This is a genomic window from Streptomyces sp. NPDC027672 (assembly GCF_055566335.1).
Window position 1 is genome coordinate 154,192 of sequence record NZ_JBVHSO010000002.1, and the last position, 17,138, is coordinate 171,329.

Consider the following 17,138-nt stretch of genomic DNA (forward strand, 5'->3'; position numbering starts at 1 on the left):
GCCGCACTCCCCCGCCTCGCCGGCCACCCGTGGCCGGCCCACGGCCCGACCGGCCACGGCCTGACCGCCCGGCGCGGGGCCGTGCGCACCGGCCGCCGTGCCACGGGCGGGCCCCCGGCCGTGCGCTGACCGCCGCCGACGGACGCCGGGCCGGGTTCCGCCCGCGCCCGTCTTCGCCGCACCCCCCTTTCGTACCGCCCCGGACCATCCCCCACTCGTCCGAAGGAAACCCGTGCACCCCACACTCCCCTCCCCCGCGTCCGCCGATCCGTCCTGGACCCGCACCCACCCCAAGCCCGGCCCCCGGGAACAGGCCGGCTGAACCGCCGGCCGGGACGCCGTCCGCCCCGGCCCGGCGAACCGGCCGTACCGCTGCGGCGTTCCGGCCCGCGACCCGCTAGATTCACGGCCGGTGCGGGTGGTCCGCACCCGTCGGCGGCCGGTTACCCACCGGTGTCCGGGCCCGCCGCGCGTTCCGTACCGCCGAGGGGTGCCATGGTCTGGTCGCTGCTCCGCCGCCGGGCCGCGTCCGCGCTCCCCACGCCCGGGAAGTGCGGGCCCGGCCGGCACGTGCTGGCCACCGAACGGCTGCTGCTGTTCACCCCGCGGACCCGGCTGGACGTGGTGGCGGTGCTGGCGGCGAGCGCGGACGCCGAGGCGCAGCGGTGGCTCGGCACCCAGGCGGACGAGCTGCTGCCCGACCCCGCCGTCCGCCGGGCCCTGCTGGCCTGGCGGCCCGTCGGCCACGACCGCCGCCGGATCCCTCCCGTGCTCGCCGAGCCGTACGCGCCCGGCCCCGACGGCCCGCTGCTGCTGGTCTGTCTGCGCCGGTCCGACCTCGGCTACGCCGGCGGTCTCGAACTGCATTCGCGGACGGGCGAGATGGGCGGGTGGCTGGCACCGGGCTGCCGTGGCCGGGGCCTGGGCGCGGAGCTGTTCCGCGCGGGCGTGGAGCTGGCCCACACCCATCTCGGGCTCGCCACGGTCCGCGCGGGGGCGGAGCGGGGGAACACCGCGAGCCGGGGGGCCCTGCTCCGCGCGGGACTGGTTCCCGACGGCGGGCCGGCCCGGCACACCCTGCCCGACGGCCGCGTGGTCGACGCGGTCTGGCACCGGCACGACAGCCCGGCCGCGACGCGCTGCCGCTGATCACGGGGCGCGCGGGGCAGGAGGGGCTTGCGGGGCAGAGGGGCAGGAGGGCGTACCGGTCCCGGTGGTCGGGCGGGTACTCGGGGGCGCCGGTGCAGCGGCGCTCGGCCGTGCCCGGCCGGCGGAGCGGACATATGCTGCGAAATGCCGCCCTCGAAGGGAGTGCCCATGGCCGACACGCCCACCGGCCCCACCGCCACACCGGACCCATCGGACGCACCGGGCCCATCGGACGCACCGGGCCCGCCGGACCCGTCCGGCGCATCGGGCCCGTCCGGCTCCCGCGCCGCCGAGCTGTCGCTCCGGCCGCTCGGCTTCGCGCACCTGGCCGCCGTGCTCGACCTCGGGCGCCGGGTGTACGACACCGACGCGATGCCCTACACCGGCTGGTCGCTGTCGGCCGTCGCCGGGCATCTGGACGCGCCGGACCCGGCCTGTCTGGTGCTGCTCGACGGCGACCGGGTCGCCGGGTTCGTGCTCGGCTCGCTCTCCTTCGAGCAGCGCGCCGACTGGGGCTACCTGGAGTGGATCGCCGTCGACCCGGACTACCAGGGACGCGGGGCGGCCTCCCGGCTGGTGCGCGAGTGCTGTGCGCGGCTGGCCGAGGCCGGCGCGGTGTGCGTGGTCACGGACGTGGAGCGCGGCAACACCGCCTCCGCCGAGCTGATGCGCCGCAACGGCTTCGCCGAGGAGGCCACGGTCAGCCTCTTCGTCCGGCAGCTGACCGACGCGCAGGCGCCGGGCGCGGGCCGGGCCCGGGGCGCGTCCGGGCCCCGCCGTCATCTCACGCGCGCGGCGGCCGGACGGGTCCGCTGAGCCCGGCTCCGCGGACCCGGCGCGATCCGGTCCGGGAGGCGGTCAGTCGACTGCGGTGAAGGCCAGTACGGCGTTCTGGCCGCCGAAGCCGAAGGAGTTGCTCACCGCGGCGCGTATCCGGTGCGGGCGCGGCGTCTTGGTGACGATGTCCAGGTCCATCGCCGGGTCGAGGGTGTCCAGGTTGGCGGTGGGCGGGATCAGTTGGTGGCGCAGGGTGAGCACGGTGCAGGCCGCCTCGATGGCCCCGGCTCCGCCGATGGCGTGTCCGATGGTGCCCTTGACCGCGGTGAGGGGCGGGGGCCGGTGGAAGACGCGGCGCAGCGCGTTGTGCTCGGCGGCGTCGCCCTGCGGGGTGGCGGTGCCGTGCGCGTTGACGTGGTCGATGTCCTCGGGGCCCAGGCCGGCGTCGGCGAGGGCACCGCCGAGGGCGCGCGCGGCGCCGTCGCCGTCGGGACGCGGGGCGGTGAAGTGGTGGGCGTCGCAGGAGGCGCCGAACCCGGCGAGCAGCGCCTCGGGCCGGACGCCCCGGGCGCGGGCGTCCTCGGTGCGCTCCAGGACGAGGACGGCGGCGCCCTCGCCGAGGACGAAGCCGTCGCGGTCCCGGTCGAACGGGCGGGAGGCCGTGTCGGGCCGGTGGTTGCGGCGGGACAGGGCGCGCATCTGGGCGAAGCAGGCGGCGGTCATCCGCAGCCGGGCCGACTCGCTGCCGCCGGCCAGGACCAGGTCGCAGCGGCCGGACAGCAGCCAGTCGCGGGCCAGGCCGATGGCGGTGGTGCCGGAGGCGCAGGCGGTGCTGACCACCATGTTGGGGCCGAGGGCGCCGAGGTCCAGGGCGATCTCGGCGGCGGCCATGTTGGGCACGCTGCGGGGCAGGGCCAGCGGGGAGACCCGGTCGGGGGCGTCGCCGGCGAGCCGGTCGAACTCGGTCTGCCAGCCCTGCATGGAGCCGGTGCCGACGCCCATCACGACGCCGATCCGGGCGCCGTCCCAGCCGGCCGGGGCGAGCCCGGCGTCGGCGACGGCCTCGCGGGCGGCGAGCAGCGCGAAGGTGGTGAACCGGTCGAGCCGGCGGGCCAGCCGGTGTCCGAGCAGGGCCGCCGGGTCCAGGCCGGGCACCTGGCAGGAGAAGGCCACGGGCAGCCCGGCCAGGGCGGGGTCGGCGGCGGCGGTGGACTGCCCGGCCAGCAGTCCCGCCCAGGCCGCGTCCCGGCCGATGCCCACCGGGGTGATCAGACCGAGCCCGGTGACGGCCACCGGGGCCCGCCGCGTACCTGCTTCCACCTGCTGCATGAGGCGTGATTATCCGGGCGGGAGGAGCCGGCCGCGGGCCGTGACCGGGCCATCGGCGCGGCATGGCGGGCGCTACCACCCGGATGAACGAACGCGTGCGCCGATCCGCCGTCGCGACCCGCCGGCTCGACGGCCGTCCGCCCCGGGACGGACGCCCCCTGACACCGCCACTCACACCGGACGCATCGCCCCGGCTCCCCCAACCCGCACGGCCCCGGCTCATCCGCCCGACCCGGACACAAAGCCCCCCCGGCTCCCCCAGCCCGCACGGCCCCGGCCCTCCCACCGGACCCGGGCACAAAGCCCGCCCCGGCAACCCCAACCGGCCCGCTTCGGCACCGCGCCCCCTTCCCGGGCCGGGCCGGGTCTACCGTCCCGGCCCCGAAGCGTCGCCCTCGCCGGAGCCGTCCTCCGGGTCAGGTGTGTCCTCGGGCGCGTCGTCCGTGTCGTCCCCGGCGTCGGCCGGGTCCAGGGCCCGGACCGCGCTCGACCACGCCGCCGTGAGCGCCGTCTCCAGGTCGCGCAGGGGACGGCCGGAGGCGTCGAGGCGGAGGGCGGGGCCGATGTGGACGTGGACGCGGGGACGGCGGGCCGGTGCGGTGGCCCAGCCGGCGAGTTGCTTGGCGTAGCTGCCGGAGGAGACCCGGCGGGCGCCCGCGTGCCCGACCGGAAGCACCGGGGCGCCGGTGGACAGCGCCAGCCGGACCACCCCGGACTTCAGGCGCCCGGGCGGCCGGTCGTGGGCGGCGTGGTAGCGGGGCAGGCGGCCCTCGGGGTAGACGAGCACGCCCCGTCCGGCGGCCAGGGCGTCGGCGGCGTGCCGCAGGGCGTCCGGTGCGCGGCGGCTGCCCCGGTGCACGGGCACGTGGCCCTCCCGGGTGAGGACGCGGCCGAGCAGCGGCACCCGCCACAGTCCGGCCGTGGCCAGGACGGCGGGGCGCAGGCCGAGCCGGTGCAGGGTGCCGACGAGCAGCACCGGGTCGAAGAACGAGGTGTGGTTGGCGGCGAGGACGTATCCGCCGCCGGGCGTGCGCGGCAGGTTGCCGGTGCCGCTCACGCTCGTGTCGCTGAAGACGGGCACCAGGGCCCCGGCCCACGCGGACAGCATCGGGCGCTCCTCTCGGCCGCTTCGCACCCGGGTGCCGATCATCACCGGCCCGGTGCCCGCGCGCACGCCCGTGCTGCCCCGAATGCCCGTCCGGCGTGCGGTGCCCGGGAGCCGGTGGCTGAATGGCCGTCATGGAGTTTCTCGCCGCGTACGACGCGATCCCCGAGGACGACGTACCGCAGCGGGTGGCCCTGCTGCGGCGGGCCATGGCGACCGGCAGGGCGGCCCTGTTCGCCGAACTGCGCGCCCACCGCCCGGTGTTCACCACGCCGATCGGGGTGTTCGTCACCCGGCACCCGGATGTGCTGGAGGTGCTGTCGGCGCCCGAGACGTTCACGGTGGGCGTCTTCGGGCCGGTCCTGGAGGATGTGCTCGGCGCGCCGTTCATCCTGGCCCGGGACGGTGCCGACGTGCACTGGCGGGAGCGCGGGTACGGGCAGCTGATGCTCGCCGCCGAGGACGCGCCCCGGGTGCGGGAGCTGACCGCGCGGATCGCGGACGAGGCGCTGGACGAGGCGATCGGCCGGGGTGCGGACACCTTCGACCTCGTCCAGGACTACGCCCGTCTGGCCGCCGCCCGGGTCGCCGCCGCCTACCTGGGGTTCACCGGGATCGAGGAGGACACGCTGCACTCCTGCACCCGCCGGATGCAGTGGGCGTTCGCCGTGAACCCCGGCCGCGACCCGGAGATCCACGCGGCGGGCGTGGCCGCCGGCCGGGAACTGCGCGACCGGGTAGCCGAGGTGATCGCCCGCCGCCGGGCCACGGCTGCCGGGGACGGTCCCGACGATGTGCTCGCCCGGATGCTGGGCACCCCGCTGCCCGCCGGGTACGGCTTCGACGACGAGCGGGTCAACGCCAACCTGGTCGGCTATCTGACGGGCTATCAGCAGAACGCCACCCAGTGCACCGTCACCGCGCTCAAGGAACTCGCCGTACGTCCCGGCGTGCTGGCCGAGGCGGAGCGCGCGGCGGGCGAGGGCGACCCGGCGCGCTTCGACGCCTATGTGTGGGAGGCGCTGCGCTTCCACCCGTTCGTGCCGGTCACGCCCCGGCTGTGCGTGCGCGACCACGTGCTGGCGGCGGGCACCGGGCGGCGGACGGTGATCCCGGCCAAGAGCGTGGTGCTGGCCTGCTTCGCGTCGGCGATGTTCGACGAGGAGGTGCTCGACCGGCCCGCCGAGTTCCGGCCCGGCCGCCCGCCCGCGCACAACCTCGTCCTCGGCTACGGCGCCCACGACTGCGTCGGCAGGTACGCGGCCCGGGTCATCGTGCCCGAGCTGGTGCGGCGCGTGCTGCTGCGGCCCGGTGTCCGTCCGCTGCCCGGCGCCGAACGCGACCTGGACTACGCGGGCACCCCGTTCCCGCAGCACTACACGGTGCGGTCGGGCCGTACCGCCGTGCCCACGCCCTGACACCGGCACCCGACCCGTGACCCGCGGCCCCGGCAGCACCGGTCCGGTCCGCGAACCCACCGGAGGACCCATGACCGTCACCTCTCGTCCGTCCGGGGCCCTGCCGTGGACCGGGGCCCGGGACCGGTCCCGGGACGGCGTGCGCAACCGCTTCGAGACACATCTGCTGACCCACTACGGCCCGGCCTGGCGGACGGTGCGGCGCAGCCGGTGGCTGCACCGCAGGCTCAACTCCACGCTGACCGACCTGGCCGTGCTGAAGGCGCCGCCGCGCCCCAACCCGCTGAGCACGAAGGCCCCGTACACCTCCTGGGACTCGCTGACCGACCGTTCGTGGGTGGGCCGGCACCTGCCGCCGGTGGCCGAGGTGCGCCGGGACCTGCCGTCCCCGGAGCGGGTGGCCGGGCTGTTCCGCCGTGAGGGCGGGGGCCGTTACTGCACGCGGTCGAGCGCGCTGCTGCCGGCCTTCGCGCAGTGGTTCACGGACGGTTTCCTGCGCGGTCACGCGGCCACCGGCGATCCGCGCCGCACCGACTCCCCGCACACCCTGGACATGAGCCAGCTCTACGGCGACCGCGAGGAGGTCACCGCCTGTCTGCGCGCCTTCGAGGGCGGCCGGCTGAAGAGCCGGACCGTCGGCGGCGGCGAGTTCCCGCCCGCGCTGTGCGAGGGCGGCCGCATCCTGGACGAGTACCGGCCGATCCGGCCGGTCCGGTTCGACGAGGTGCCCGAGGAGTTCGTGGACACGCTGTTCGCGTGGGGCGGGGAGCGCGCGCACGCGCACATCGGGCCGATGGCGCTGAACGTCCTGTTCCTGCGCGAGCACAACCGGGTCGCCGGGATCCTCGCCGCCGCGCACCCCGGCTGGGACGACGAACGGATCTTCCAGACCACCCGCAACACGCTGATCGTGATGATGATCCGGGTGATGCTGGAGGAGTACATCAACCACATCACGCCGTACCACTTCGACTTCGTCCTCGATCCGGTCCGCACCGACCGCGGGCGGTGGCACCGGGAGAACCGGGCGACGATCGAGTTCAGCCTCGTCTACCGCTGGCACAGCCTGGTCCCGTCCGCGTACACCCTGGCCGGCCGCACGGTGCCGCTCGTGCGGACCATCGCCAACGGGCAGCTCGTCCTGGACCGGGGCCTCGGCCCGCTGTTCGAGGACCTGTCCCGGCAGCCGGCCGGTCTGGTGGGCCTGTTCAACACGGACGAGCTGCTGCTGCCGCTGGAGGCGCACGCCGTCGCCGTGGGCCGGGAGCTGCGGCTCGCCTCGTACAACGACTACCGCGCCCACTACGGCTTCCCCCGGGTCACCGACGTCGGGCAGATCTCGGGCGATCCGCGGGTGCGGGAGGCGCTGCTCGACCTGTACGGCGACGTCGACGCGATCGACCTGTACGTCGGGCTGTTCGCGGAGGAGCCCGAGCCGGGTGCGATCTTCGGGCGGCTGCTCGAACGCGTCATCTCCGTGGACGCGTTCTCCGAGGCGCTGAACAACCCGCTGCTCGCGCCCCGGCTGTTCGGGCCCGCCACCTTCTCCCCGGAGGGGCTGGAGATCGTCCGGCGGACCCGCGGTTTCTCGGACCTGGTGCACCGCAACCTGCCCGAGGACACGGGCCGTTACCTCGTGTCGCTGGGCAGGAGCGCGGCCGAGACCTCGTGCGGGGCCCGCTGAGCGGGGTCAGCCGCCGGTTCCCGCGTGGGCGCGCAACGCCTCGGCGGCGGTGCGCAGTTGGCCTGCCGCCGAGACGCAGGAGGCGGCCTGCCGCTCCAGGGTGGGGCGGCTCCAGTCCGGGGCCGCCGGGCAGCCGGCGAGCGTGGCCGCGGTGGCGCGCAGCCGCCGGGCGTACTCCTCCATCAAGGCGGCGTCCGACCGCAACGCCTCGGCGCGCTCCAGCAGTTCGGTGGCGTACGACGTGACGTCGGGGGTCTCGGTCACCATGGGGTGCTCCCGCGAGGCGGTGGAGGGGGTCGGAATCAGCGCGGCAGGACGGCGCCGGCGCTGCGGTGCAGCATGAACTGGGGGCAGGTCAGGACGAACCGGGGGCGGGCCGCGGCGATGCCGAGCCGGCGCAGTTGCCCGGCGAGGGGTTCGGCCGCCGCGGTGTCCAGCCGGAGCCGCAGGCCGCCGCCGCCGTGCAGCCGGAGCCGGCCGTGGGTCCGGACCTGGGTGCGGATGGTGCTCTCGCCCCGGCGGCCGTAGAGGATCCAGTCGGCGTCGGGGCAGCGCGCGCCGGGTCCGAGGCGGCCGTCCACGGTGAGGCCGAGGTTCGGGGAGCGGACGTCGATCCGACGGCCCGTCAGTTCGGCGTCGACGGCCGTCCGGGTCGCGGGCTGGCCCCAGATCTCCCGGGCCACGACCCGGGCCTCCTCGCTGGTGACGGCGAGGGAGAGGAGGTACCGGCCGGTGCGCCGGAGGTCGACGCGGCGCAGCAGGTCCAGGGCGACGTCGTAGGGGCGGGGCCGCCACAGGTCGTCCACCAGCACGGACAGGGAGATCTCGGCGTACGGCCCGATGGTGGTGCAGCGGTGCTCGTACAGCGAGAGCACGGCCAGGGCGTGCCGGCCGAGCCGGCTCGGGGTCATCCAGGTGACGTCCGGCAGCAGGGTGCGGGCGGTGTCCGCGTCGACGGGGAAGCACAGGTGGGCGGCGGAGGAGTCGTAGTAGCGCACGGGGACGTCGACCGGACCGGCCGCGGTGGGCAGCGAGGCGGTGGGCAGGGTGAGGAAGGGGTAGCCCTCGGGCGGGTTGGCGCGGTCCTTGAGCTGGTAGGCCTGGGTGCGCACGACGGGGCCCCGGTAGGGGGCCAGGGCCTGGTCCACGCGCAGGCGGGCCTCGGGGACGACGGTCCTGAGGTGCTCGATGTACTCGTGGATCATGTGGCACAGCGGGAACTCGTGTGTGGGCCCGGTGTAGTCGACCTCGTACCAGTTCGGGTGCGGGTCGAAGGCGGAGCCCGCGCCCCGGCCGTCGAGGACGGGCACGATGTCGTGCTGGTTGGTGATGCTCGCGACCCAGGTGCGCGGGTCGGCGGGCTTCTTGTTGTCGACCGGGGAGCCGACCGTCACCACGTGGGTGACCCGGTAGGTGCGGCAGAACTCCTCGTCCTGGGCGAGGTTCATCACCGCGATGCCGCCCTCGCTGTGCCCGATCAGCGCGAGGTCGGCGCCGCGCGGGATGCCGTAGTCGCGCAGGGCGAGCAGGAGGGAGCGGGTGTACGGCGAGTCGGGCATGAACAGGTTGCGCCAGGCGCCGATGAAGTCCTGCGGGGAGTCGTTGCGGGGGCGGCCGGGCGCCATGCCGGGCGCCTGGAGGACGTAGCGGACGACGCCGTCCGGGCCCCGCACGTTCTGCAGCAGGATCCGCCCGTCGGTGGAGAGCGTCTCGATGTTGCGCAGAAAGCCGAGGAAGGTGCCTTCCGTGGCGATGACCTGCCGTTCCTGGTCGGTCAGGGGCATGGCCTCCGCGGCGCCCTCGCCCCGGTCCAGGTTCGCCAGCCGGGCGGCGCTGACGCCGTGCAGCGGGTCGGCGGACAGCTCCCTGCCGGCGGCCAGCGCCCAGCCGGTCTCGTCGTTCTTCGGGTCCTCGTCCAGCAGGGCGCGGATGGCCAGGAGTTCGGCCATCAGCGGGGCCAGCCCGGACAGCGCGCGCTGGGCTCCCTGGTCGCGGAACAGGGCGCGCAGGGCCCGTACGGCCTCCAGGTCCCGGTCGGCGGTGACGGCCTCGGTCAGCCGGCGCATGCCGGGGTCGCGCACGAACTCGGGGTGGTCGGCCAGCACGGCGGCGATCCGCAGCCGCAGCGAGCTGACCGCCACCAGCGCCGCCAGGCTCTCCCGGCCCAGCACCTCGCCGGCCGCGCCGAGCAGGTGGCCCACGCCCCTGGGCGCGGTGATCGCGGAGCCGCCGAGGCCCTGTCTGGTGGTCAGGGCCCGCAGCAGCGCCCACTGGGCGGCCAGGCCGGTGCGGGGCCGGCGGCGCGCGGAGACGGTCAGGGCCGGGGAGAACAGCGCGGTGCTGGTGCGGGCGGACACCGCGCGGATGCCCTCGGCGACGTCCACCACGTCCCGCGCGCAACCGCGCAGCAGTTCCCTGGTCTCCTGGCCGTCCGGCACGGGCCGTCCGGGTGCGGTGCCGTCCGCGCGCATCCGACGCTCCCTCTGCTCGACGACATGGGGCGGGAGGTGCGGGCGCCGCGCCGGGGCGCGGTCCCGCTCCCATGGTCGGCCAGCGGGGCGGCGCCCGCACCTTCATCCATCCAGGTAGAGGATGTCCGCCGGGGCCGCGCCGGGCGCCGAGCCTGGGCGCCGGGTGCCCGGGGCTGGCGCATAATCGCCGCACATGACCCCCTGCACTGCCCCGCGCCGCCTCGCGGGAGGCGCGCCGTGACCCTGTCCCCCGACCACCCGGAGGGCCTGCGCGCCCCGCTCCCCGACACCGTCCCGGTCGGACTGCCGCTGCGCACCGGCTATCTGCTCACGCTCGTGGTGGGCCCGCTGGCCGTGCTGGCGCTGGCGCTGCCGGCCGCCCTGGCCGGCGGCTGGGGGCCGCGCTGGTACGACGCGGTCCTCGGCGCCGGCATGTACGCGCTGGCGATCATGGGCATCACCGCCGGCTACCACCGGCACTTCACCCATCTGTCGTTCAAGGCGAAACGGCCGCTGCGGATCGCCCTCGGGATCGCGGGCGGCCTCGCGATGGAGGGACCGGTGACCCTGTGGGTGGCCGAGCACCGGCGCCACCACCAGTACGCGGACCGGGACGGCGACCCGCACTCGCCGTGGCGGTACGGCACCGGCCGGCGGGCGCTGCTGAGGGGGCTGTGGCACGCGCAGGTCGGCTGGTTCTCCTCCTCGCCGGTCCGCTCCCACCATCCGCGCTACGTCCCCGACCTGCTCGCCGACCCCGACGTGCGCCGCCTGGACCGCTGTTACCCGCTCACCATCGCCGTCTCGCTGGCGCTGCCGCCGGCGCTGGTCTGGGCGCTCACCCAGGACGGGCGGCCGGCGCTGGTCACCTTCTTCTGGGCGAGCCTGGTCCGGTACGCCGTCGTCCACCATGTCACCTGGTCGGTCAACTCCGTGGCCCACGCCTTCGGCGCCCGTCACTACGCGACCCGCGACCAGTCCCGGGACGTGCCCTGGGTGGCCCTGCTGACCTTCGGCGAGGGCTGGCACAACCTCCACCACGCCGACCCCAACAGCGCCCGGCACGGCGGGCTGCGCGGCCAGCCGGACCTGACGGCGTGGCTGATCGCCCGGTTCGAACGGTGGGGCTGGGCATACGACGTGCGCTGGCCGGACGAGCGGCGGATCGGCGCCCGGCTGCGCGGCGGGGCGGCCGGCCGGTGGGCGCCGGGCCGTCAACCTCCCGCGAAGTAGCGGGAGAACGGGGTCGAGTCGACGGCGAACATGCCGCTGAAGGGCTCGTTCAACTGGTAGACCAGCAGCACGGTGAAGGTGATGAGTCCGGTCAGGCCCATCACCATCACCACGTGTGTGACGCTGCGCCGTACGCCGAACATGAACATGAAGGCCACGGTCAGCACGCCGCCGACGATCAGCCCGAACCACAGCACGGGTGACATGGAGCTTCCCACGTCCGCCTCCCGGCCGCGCCGGGCGTCGTCCAGGGTGCTGAGCTGGGCCAGGATCTCCTGGAGCGTGGCCTGCTGGGCGAGCGTGGCGTCGGCGGGGAGCTGGCCCGCCGCCCGCAGGTCGTTCAGCAGGTCCCAGCCGCGCCGGCCCGGCGGCTGTCCGCCGGTCATGGCGGGCCACTCCTCGCTCACGACCTGGTGCACGTACGCGTCCACGGCGGTCCTGGTCCGTTCGCCCTCCAGCGCCGGCAGTCCCGCCGAGAGCAGGCGGATCTGGTGGGCGGCGCTCGCCTCCGCCTGCACATGGCCCTCCGCACCGGACCGCGTCTCCCACACCGACACCATCGACAGACCGAGCACGAGGGCGTAGAGCACGCCGACCATCATGGAGATGTACTCGGCGACGTCCTCGCGGGGTTCCTCGTCCGGGGCGGGCGGCCAGTAACGGTGCCGGATCACCACGATGCCGGCGGCGACCACGGCGATGCCCAGGACGACGGCGAAGGTCTCGATCATCGGCTCGGATGCTCCTGTCGTCTAGGTGTGCTCGGTGGCGTAGGGCTGCCCGGTGGCGGGAACGACGGCTACTTGCCGATGCGCCGCGAGCCGAGGAGCGCGGCGGCGAGGGCGGCGGGGATCAGCAGCAGCAACAGCGCGGCGAGCAGCCCGAGCCCGGTGGGCCCACTGCTGGGCCGGATGAAACGGGAGGTGATGGAGGGGTTGCGGCGGGAGGCGTGCGCGGTCGGGGAGGTGCGGGGGGTGGAGGGGGAGTTGGGGGTGGTCGACTGGCCGCCGGTCGCCTGGCCGGCTGTGGTCTGGCCTGCGGTGGTCTGGCCTGCGGTGGTCTGGCCGCCGGTGGCCTGACCGGCAGTGGTCTGGCCTGCGGTGGTCTGACCGCCGGTGGACTGACCGGCTGTGGCCTGGCCGCCAGTGGACTGGCCGGCTGTGGCCTGGCCTGCCGTGGACTGACCTCCGGTGGACTGGCCGCCTGCGGATTCGCCGCCGGTCGACTGGCCGCCCGTGGACTGGCCGCCGGGTGCTTCGCCTCCCGTGGTGGTCCCGCCCTGGCCGGCTGAGGCGCCGGCGACGGCTCCCGCCGTCCCTCCGCCGACCGCACCCGCTGTTGCTCCGCCGGCCGCGGCTCCGCCTCCGGCCCCGGCTCCTCCACCGGTCGCCGCTCCACCACCGGTCGCGGCTCCGTCCCCGCCGGCAGCCGCCGCTCCGCCTGTTGCGGCGCCTCCACCTACTGCTACACCCGCACCACCGGCAGCGGCGGCACCTCCGCCTGCGGCGGCGCCCGCACCGGCCGCGGCACCCGCACCACCGGCGGCCGCACCTGCTCCCGCCGCGGCACCGGCTCCTGCACCGGCAGCCGCACCCGCCCCGGCGGCAGCACCGGCCCCAGCAGCGGCGCCCGCACCGGCAGCAGCGCCGGCCCCAGCCCCGGCCGCAGCACCCGCGCCACCGGCAGCCGCGCCGGCACCGGCACCCGCGCCCGCCCCCGCTGCTGCACCAGCACCAGCACCAGCACCAGCACCAGCACCAGCGGCTGCCCCTCCCCCGGCACCCGCACCCGCGCCCGCCGCCGCGCCGGCACCTGCCCCGGCGACCGCTCCAGCGCCCGCGGCTGCTCCCGCACCGGCAGCCGCGCCCGCCCCCACACCTGCTCCCGCTGCCGCGCCGACGCCCGCCACCGCTCCCGCGGCCCCGGCTCCAGCCGCCGCACCCGCACCGGCACCGGCTGCCGCACCCGCCCCTCCCGCGGCGGCACCCGCCACCGCACCGGGCGCGCCCCCGCCGGGCACGGGTACGGCTCCACCCGGCACGGGCACGATCACTCCGGGGACAGGTGCCGGCGCGCCGGGCAGGGGCAGCGGCAGAGGCGGCGGGAAGACGGTTCCGGGCGGCACGGGCAGGACCGGCGGCACAGGCGGCGGCACGGGTACGGGGGCGGGCGGGGCCGGGACGGGCGGCGCGGGGACGGGCGGGGCCGGCGGCGGTACGGGGACGGGGAGAGGTGGCGACGGAATCGGGACGGGTGTGGGAGCCGGCGGAGCGGGCGGCGGGGGCGGTGGGTACAGGGTGAACCCGCCGGTCGCCCAGGCCTTGAGCGGGGGCGGCCACTCCGGACAGCCGTCGGGCCGCAGGGTCTTGATCCGGTCGGTTCCCTTGACGTGTCCCTCGCTGAAGTACTCCCCCGGTGGCCGCTCCACCGTCGCCACGCAGCGCGCCGAGCCGCCCGGCTCCAGACTCGGGACGGTGTCGTCGCCGGACGGGCAGACGATGACGGGCGACTGGAGCACCGGGTCGGTGATCCGCAGGTCGAACACCGTGCGGTTGCCGGTGTTGGTCACGTCGTAGAACACGGTGGCCCGGCCGAGGGCCAGGGCTCCGTCGTAGATCTCGCCGCCGGGCAGCACGGTCTCGGGCAGTGCGGTCATCACGGTCTCGGACAGGGACAGCCGTCCGCCGACGCCCGCGTAGCCGGACCGGTAGGCCGCCCGGGACTCGTAGCCGAGGGAGGGCACGCGGCCGACGGCCGTGACGTCCGCGGTCCGGACGCCCTCGCGCGCGGTGGACCAGGCGGTGCAGACCGCCGTGTCGAGGCCGCGGAGCATCGGGACGTGATCGCCGCCGCCGGGGCAGCGGAGGGCGGCGTCGGGCAGTTCCGGGTCGCTGACGCGGACGTCGTACAGGTCGGCCCCGGTCCGGTTGACCAGGCGGTACGTCTTGACGAGCGGGTGGCCGACGCGGATGCCGGGGTCGATCGCCTCCGTGCCGGGCCGGGTGTCGACGGTGACCTCCAGGGCGAGCCCGCGACTGCCCGCGCCGTCGGCGACGGCGCGGTCCGCCGCCCCGGCGCACATGGCCAGGAGCAGCGGAAGCACCGTCGGGAGGCGGGCCGCGAGGGTCCGCCCCTGCCTCCCTGTCACCGCTACGAGCACAGGGAGAGGATTAGCAGGGCCCTGTCCGGGCGGTCGCGGTCCACGCCGGTCACGCGACGTGATCGTATGAAGATCACTCCGGTGGCCGCGCGGGGGCCCGGCGGTGTGCCCGGACCTCTCAGCCGCCGGGCATCAGGCCCGCCGCGAGCGTGGCTCCCAGCTCCCAGCACGCCTGCGTGGCGGCCTTGTCCGGCTCCCCGGTGACGGTCACCGGCTCCGCCGCCCGGCGCCACCCCAGGCCGGTGGTGACGGCCTCGACGGCACGCACGGCACCGGTGACGTCGTTGCCGCCGTGGACGTAGTAGCCGAAGGGGCGGCCCCGGGTCTCGTCCAGGCACGGATAATAGATCTGGTCGAAGAAGTGCTTGAGCGCGCCCGACATATAGCCGAGGTTGGCGGGCGTGCCGAGCAGGTAGCCGTCGGCTTCCAGCACGTCGGAGGCGGTGGCCGAGAGGGCGGCCCGGCGTACCACGCGGACGCCCTCGATCTCCGGTGTCGTGGCGCCCGACACGACGGCCTCCAGCAGTGTCTGGCAGTTCGGCGACGGGGTGTGATGGATGATCAGCACAGTAGGCACACCCGGCACCCTGCCCCGTGGCCGCCGCCCGTGCAAACGACGGGCCGCGGCGGGCGTCGCGAGGGGACGGACGGCCGGGGAGGACGGAAGGAGTCGCCGTGACCGAGGAGAACCGCCGGGCGCCGGCCGCCGCGGTGTTCGACGCGCTGGGCCTGGACTACGAGCGGGCGTTCGCCGGCTCCGCTGCGCACCGGGCGTCGCTACGCCGGCTGCTGGAGCGGCTGGCACCGGGCAGCAGGGTGCTGGACGTGGGCAGCGGGACGGGACGCCCGACCGCGCACACGCTGGCCGAGGCCGGGCACCGGGTGCTGGGCATCGACGTCTCGCCGGTCATGGTGGACCTGGCCGCGCGGCAGGTGCCCGGGGCCGAGTTCCGGCTCGCCGACATCCGTGAGACGCCGTTGCCGGAAGCCTCGTTCGACGCCGTGTGCGCGTACTTCTCGCTGCTGCAGATGTCGCGTGCCGAACAGGCGGACGTGGTGGCCAGGCTGGCGCGCGCGGTACGGCCCGGCGGTCTGGTCGCGCTGGCCACCGTGCCCGTGGACGTGGAGGACGCCCAGGGCGTCTTCATGGGCCAGCCGGCGTCGCTGACCAGTTTCAGCGCGGAGGCGTTCACCGACCTGGTGACCGGCGCCGGTCTGACGGTGCTGGCCGAGGAGCGGACCCTGTTCGCCCCGGACCATCCCGGGGCCGTGCCCGAGCCGCAACTGTTCCTGCACGCCCGGCGGGAGACGGGGCCCTCCGCGAGCGGGTGAGCCGCACTCCCTCCGGCATTGCCCCTGCCCTCGGCTACAGTGACGGCTCCGAACCGGAGGGGAGACGACAGTGCAGGTCAGGGTGGGGACGGTCGGGGGTGGCGTGGTCGTCGCGGCGGCGCTCGCGGCGCTGCTCGGCGGGTGCGCGCAGCGGGCGGACGACGACGGGAAGAAGTCCGCGAGCACGCCGTCCGGCAGCACGGGGGCGACGGCCGGGGACACGCCGGCGAAGGCCGCGGCGGCGCGCGGCGGCACGGTGGGGCCGGCCGGTTCGGCCTGTGAACTGCCCGTCAGGTTCGCCGTCGCCCAGGGCTGGAAGGCCAAGGCGGTCGAGGCCGTGAAGGAGCCGGCACAGACGGCGAACGGCGGGGACGACGACCTGGCGGCGGCGCTCGACGGCCTCCTCCGGCAGGGACCGGTCACCGCGGCCTGCGAGATCGACGCCAAACCGGCCGGCCACCTCGGCTTCCTGCGCGTGTGGACCGGCGGGCCCGGCGACGCGGACGCGGGCGGGGTGCTGCGCGCGTTCGTCGCCGCCGAGGACGGCTCGGGCAAGGCGGCGTACCACTCCTTCACGACCGGCGGCGGTCTCCCCGCCGTGGAGGTGGAGTACCTCTACACCAGCAAGCTGCTGGAGGAGACCAAGAAGGAGAGCGCCTTCGCCGTCAGCACGCCCGGCGGCCCGGTCGTCCTGCACCTCGGCGGCCTGGACACCGGGGAGCACGAGGCGATGCGGCCCGCGTACGAGCTGGCCAAGCAGACCCTCGGGCTGTCCTGACGGCCGGCGGCCGGGCCGCTCAGTCCGTGGCCGTGGCCCGGCCCAGATAGGTGAGAGGGCCGGCGTCCGGCACCCGGATCGGATGGAAGCCGACCCGGTCGTAGAAGGCGCGGGCGGCGGTGTTGGCGGTGACCATGCCCAGGTGGACCGCCTGGACGCCCTGTCCGCGCAGGGCACGCAGGAAGGTGTGCAGCAGACGGCGGCCGTGTCCCTGCCCCTGCCAGCGGGGCAGCAGGTCGATGTGCAGATGGGCCGGGTAGCCGGCGAGTTCGGGCACGAGCATCCGTTCCGGGTGGTGCAGGAGGTGGATCATCTCCTCGGCGGGCGTGCGCGGCGGTCCGGCGGGCCTGGGGTAACGGCCGGCCAGCCGGGGGATCCAGTCCCGCCGGAACTGCTCGACGAAGCGCCCGGTGTCCGCGGTGCCGAGGAGGTATCCCACGGCCCGGCCCGTGCCGTCGTCCAGCACGAAGGCGAGGTCCGGGTCGAAGTGGCAGTACGGCTCGGCGAAGATCGACGGCAGGAGACGGAGGTCGGGGTAGATCGCCCGGGAGTCGCCTCCGGCATGCGCGGTACGGACGCAGACATCGGCGACGGCGTCGCGGTCGGCGGGGCGGTAGGGCCGGATGACGGGGTACGGGTGCGGGGTTGCCATGGGGCTATCCTGCGGGGTTTGGGAGCGCTCCCACAAGGATGAGGGCCGAT

15 protein-coding genes are annotated in these 17,138 nt (G+C 76.0%); 7 read left to right on the top strand and 8 right to left on the bottom strand.

Annotated elements, in window-relative coordinates:
• Positions 1 to 495: 495 nt before the first annotated feature.
• Together ACZ4SV_RS05215 and ACZ4SV_RS05220 are read left to right on the top strand one after the other, a co-directional pair.
• Positions 496 to 1,149 (top strand): GNAT family N-acetyltransferase, encoded by a 654-nt coding sequence (locus ACZ4SV_RS05215; protein ID WP_468001543.1) that lies wholly within the window; start codon positions 496 to 498, stop codon positions 1,147 to 1,149.
• 168 nt (positions 1,150 to 1,317) lie between these two features.
• Positions 1,318 to 1,965, top strand: a complete 648-nt coding sequence (locus tag ACZ4SV_RS05220; protein WP_468001545.1) for a GNAT family N-acetyltransferase — start codon at positions 1,318 to 1,320, stop codon at positions 1,963 to 1,965.
• 42 nt (positions 1,966 to 2,007) lie between these two features.
• On the opposite strand, the gene ACZ4SV_RS05225 is transcribed toward ACZ4SV_RS05220, so the two are convergent.
• Entirely contained in the window at positions 2,008 to 3,255 is a 1,248-nt protein-coding gene (locus ACZ4SV_RS05225) for a beta-ketoacyl-[acyl-carrier-protein] synthase family protein (protein WP_468001547.1), read from the bottom strand.
• 367 nt (positions 3,256 to 3,622) lie between these two features.
• Positions 3,623 to 4,363 (bottom strand): lysophospholipid acyltransferase family protein, encoded by a 741-nt coding sequence (locus ACZ4SV_RS05230; RefSeq protein ID WP_468001549.1) that lies wholly within the window; start codon positions 4,361 to 4,363, stop codon positions 3,623 to 3,625.
• A 131-nt stretch (positions 4,364 to 4,494) separates the two neighbouring features.
• Between ACZ4SV_RS05230 and ACZ4SV_RS05235 the strand changes: the two genes are divergently transcribed.
• Positions 4,495 to 5,778: a cytochrome P450 gene (locus ACZ4SV_RS05235; protein WP_468001551.1), complete on the top strand. Its 1,284-nt coding sequence runs from the start codon at positions 4,495 to 4,497 to the stop codon at positions 5,776 to 5,778.
• Positions 5,779 to 5,848: 70 nt separating this feature from the next.
• Complete coding sequence (locus ACZ4SV_RS05240) at positions 5,849 to 7,462, top strand: peroxidase family protein (protein WP_468001553.1); 1,614 nt, start codon at positions 5,849 to 5,851, stop codon at positions 7,460 to 7,462.
• 6 nt (positions 7,463 to 7,468) lie between these two features.
• Here ACZ4SV_RS05240 and ACZ4SV_RS05245 read toward each other — a convergent pair whose 3' ends face one another.
• Together ACZ4SV_RS05245 and ACZ4SV_RS05250 are read right to left on the bottom strand one after the other, a co-directional pair.
• On the bottom strand, positions 7,469 to 7,729 hold the full coding sequence (locus ACZ4SV_RS05245) for a hypothetical protein (RefSeq protein ID WP_468001555.1): 261 nt from the start codon (positions 7,727 to 7,729) through the stop codon (positions 7,469 to 7,471).
• A 35-nt stretch (positions 7,730 to 7,764) separates the two neighbouring features.
• Positions 7,765 to 9,933, bottom strand: coding sequence for an acetoacetate decarboxylase family protein (locus ACZ4SV_RS05250; protein WP_468001557.1), 2,169 nt, complete (start codon positions 9,931 to 9,933; stop codon positions 7,765 to 7,767).
• Positions 9,934 to 10,170: 237 nt separating this feature from the next.
• Between ACZ4SV_RS05250 and ACZ4SV_RS05255 the strand changes: the two genes are divergently transcribed.
• Positions 10,171 to 11,166, top strand: coding sequence for an acyl-CoA desaturase (locus tag ACZ4SV_RS05255; RefSeq protein ID WP_468001559.1), 996 nt, complete (start codon positions 10,171 to 10,173; stop codon positions 11,164 to 11,166).
• On the opposite strand, the gene ACZ4SV_RS05260 is transcribed toward ACZ4SV_RS05255, so the two are convergent.
• From ACZ4SV_RS05260 to ACZ4SV_RS05270, 3 genes are all read right to left on the bottom strand, one after another.
• Positions 11,148 to 11,897, bottom strand: coding sequence for a bestrophin-like domain (locus ACZ4SV_RS05260; RefSeq protein ID WP_468001561.1), 750 nt, complete (start codon positions 11,895 to 11,897; stop codon positions 11,148 to 11,150). The genes ACZ4SV_RS05255 and ACZ4SV_RS05260 overlap by 19 nt on opposite strands.
• 733 nt (positions 11,898 to 12,630) lie before the next feature.
• Complete coding sequence (locus tag ACZ4SV_RS05265) at positions 12,631 to 13,131, bottom strand: hypothetical protein (protein WP_468001563.1); 501 nt, start codon at positions 13,129 to 13,131, stop codon at positions 12,631 to 12,633.
• A 1,313-nt stretch (positions 13,132 to 14,444) separates the two neighbouring features.
• A complete protein-coding gene (locus tag ACZ4SV_RS05270; RefSeq protein ID WP_365883547.1) occupies positions 14,445 to 14,903 on the bottom strand; it encodes a flavodoxin family protein in 459 nt (152 codons plus the stop codon).
• A gap of 98 nt (positions 14,904 to 15,001) precedes the next feature.
• On the opposite strand from ACZ4SV_RS05270, the gene ACZ4SV_RS05275 reads away from it, so the two are divergent.
• Positions 15,002 to 15,658: a class I SAM-dependent methyltransferase gene (locus tag ACZ4SV_RS05275; protein ID WP_468001565.1), complete on the top strand. Its 657-nt coding sequence runs from the start codon at positions 15,002 to 15,004 to the stop codon at positions 15,656 to 15,658.
• 70 nt (positions 15,659 to 15,728) lie between these two features.
• On the top strand, positions 15,729 to 16,436 hold the full coding sequence (locus ACZ4SV_RS05280) for a lipoprotein (protein WP_468001567.1): 708 nt from the start codon (positions 15,729 to 15,731) through the stop codon (positions 16,434 to 16,436).
• A 19-nt stretch (positions 16,437 to 16,455) separates the two neighbouring features.
• Here the strand turns inward: ACZ4SV_RS05280 and ACZ4SV_RS05285 are convergent, their stop codons facing one another.
• Positions 16,456 to 17,088, bottom strand: a complete 633-nt coding sequence (locus tag ACZ4SV_RS05285) for a GNAT family N-acetyltransferase (RefSeq protein WP_365883550.1) — start codon at positions 17,086 to 17,088, stop codon at positions 16,456 to 16,458.
• Between the last annotated feature and the right edge of the window lie 50 nt (positions 17,089 to 17,138).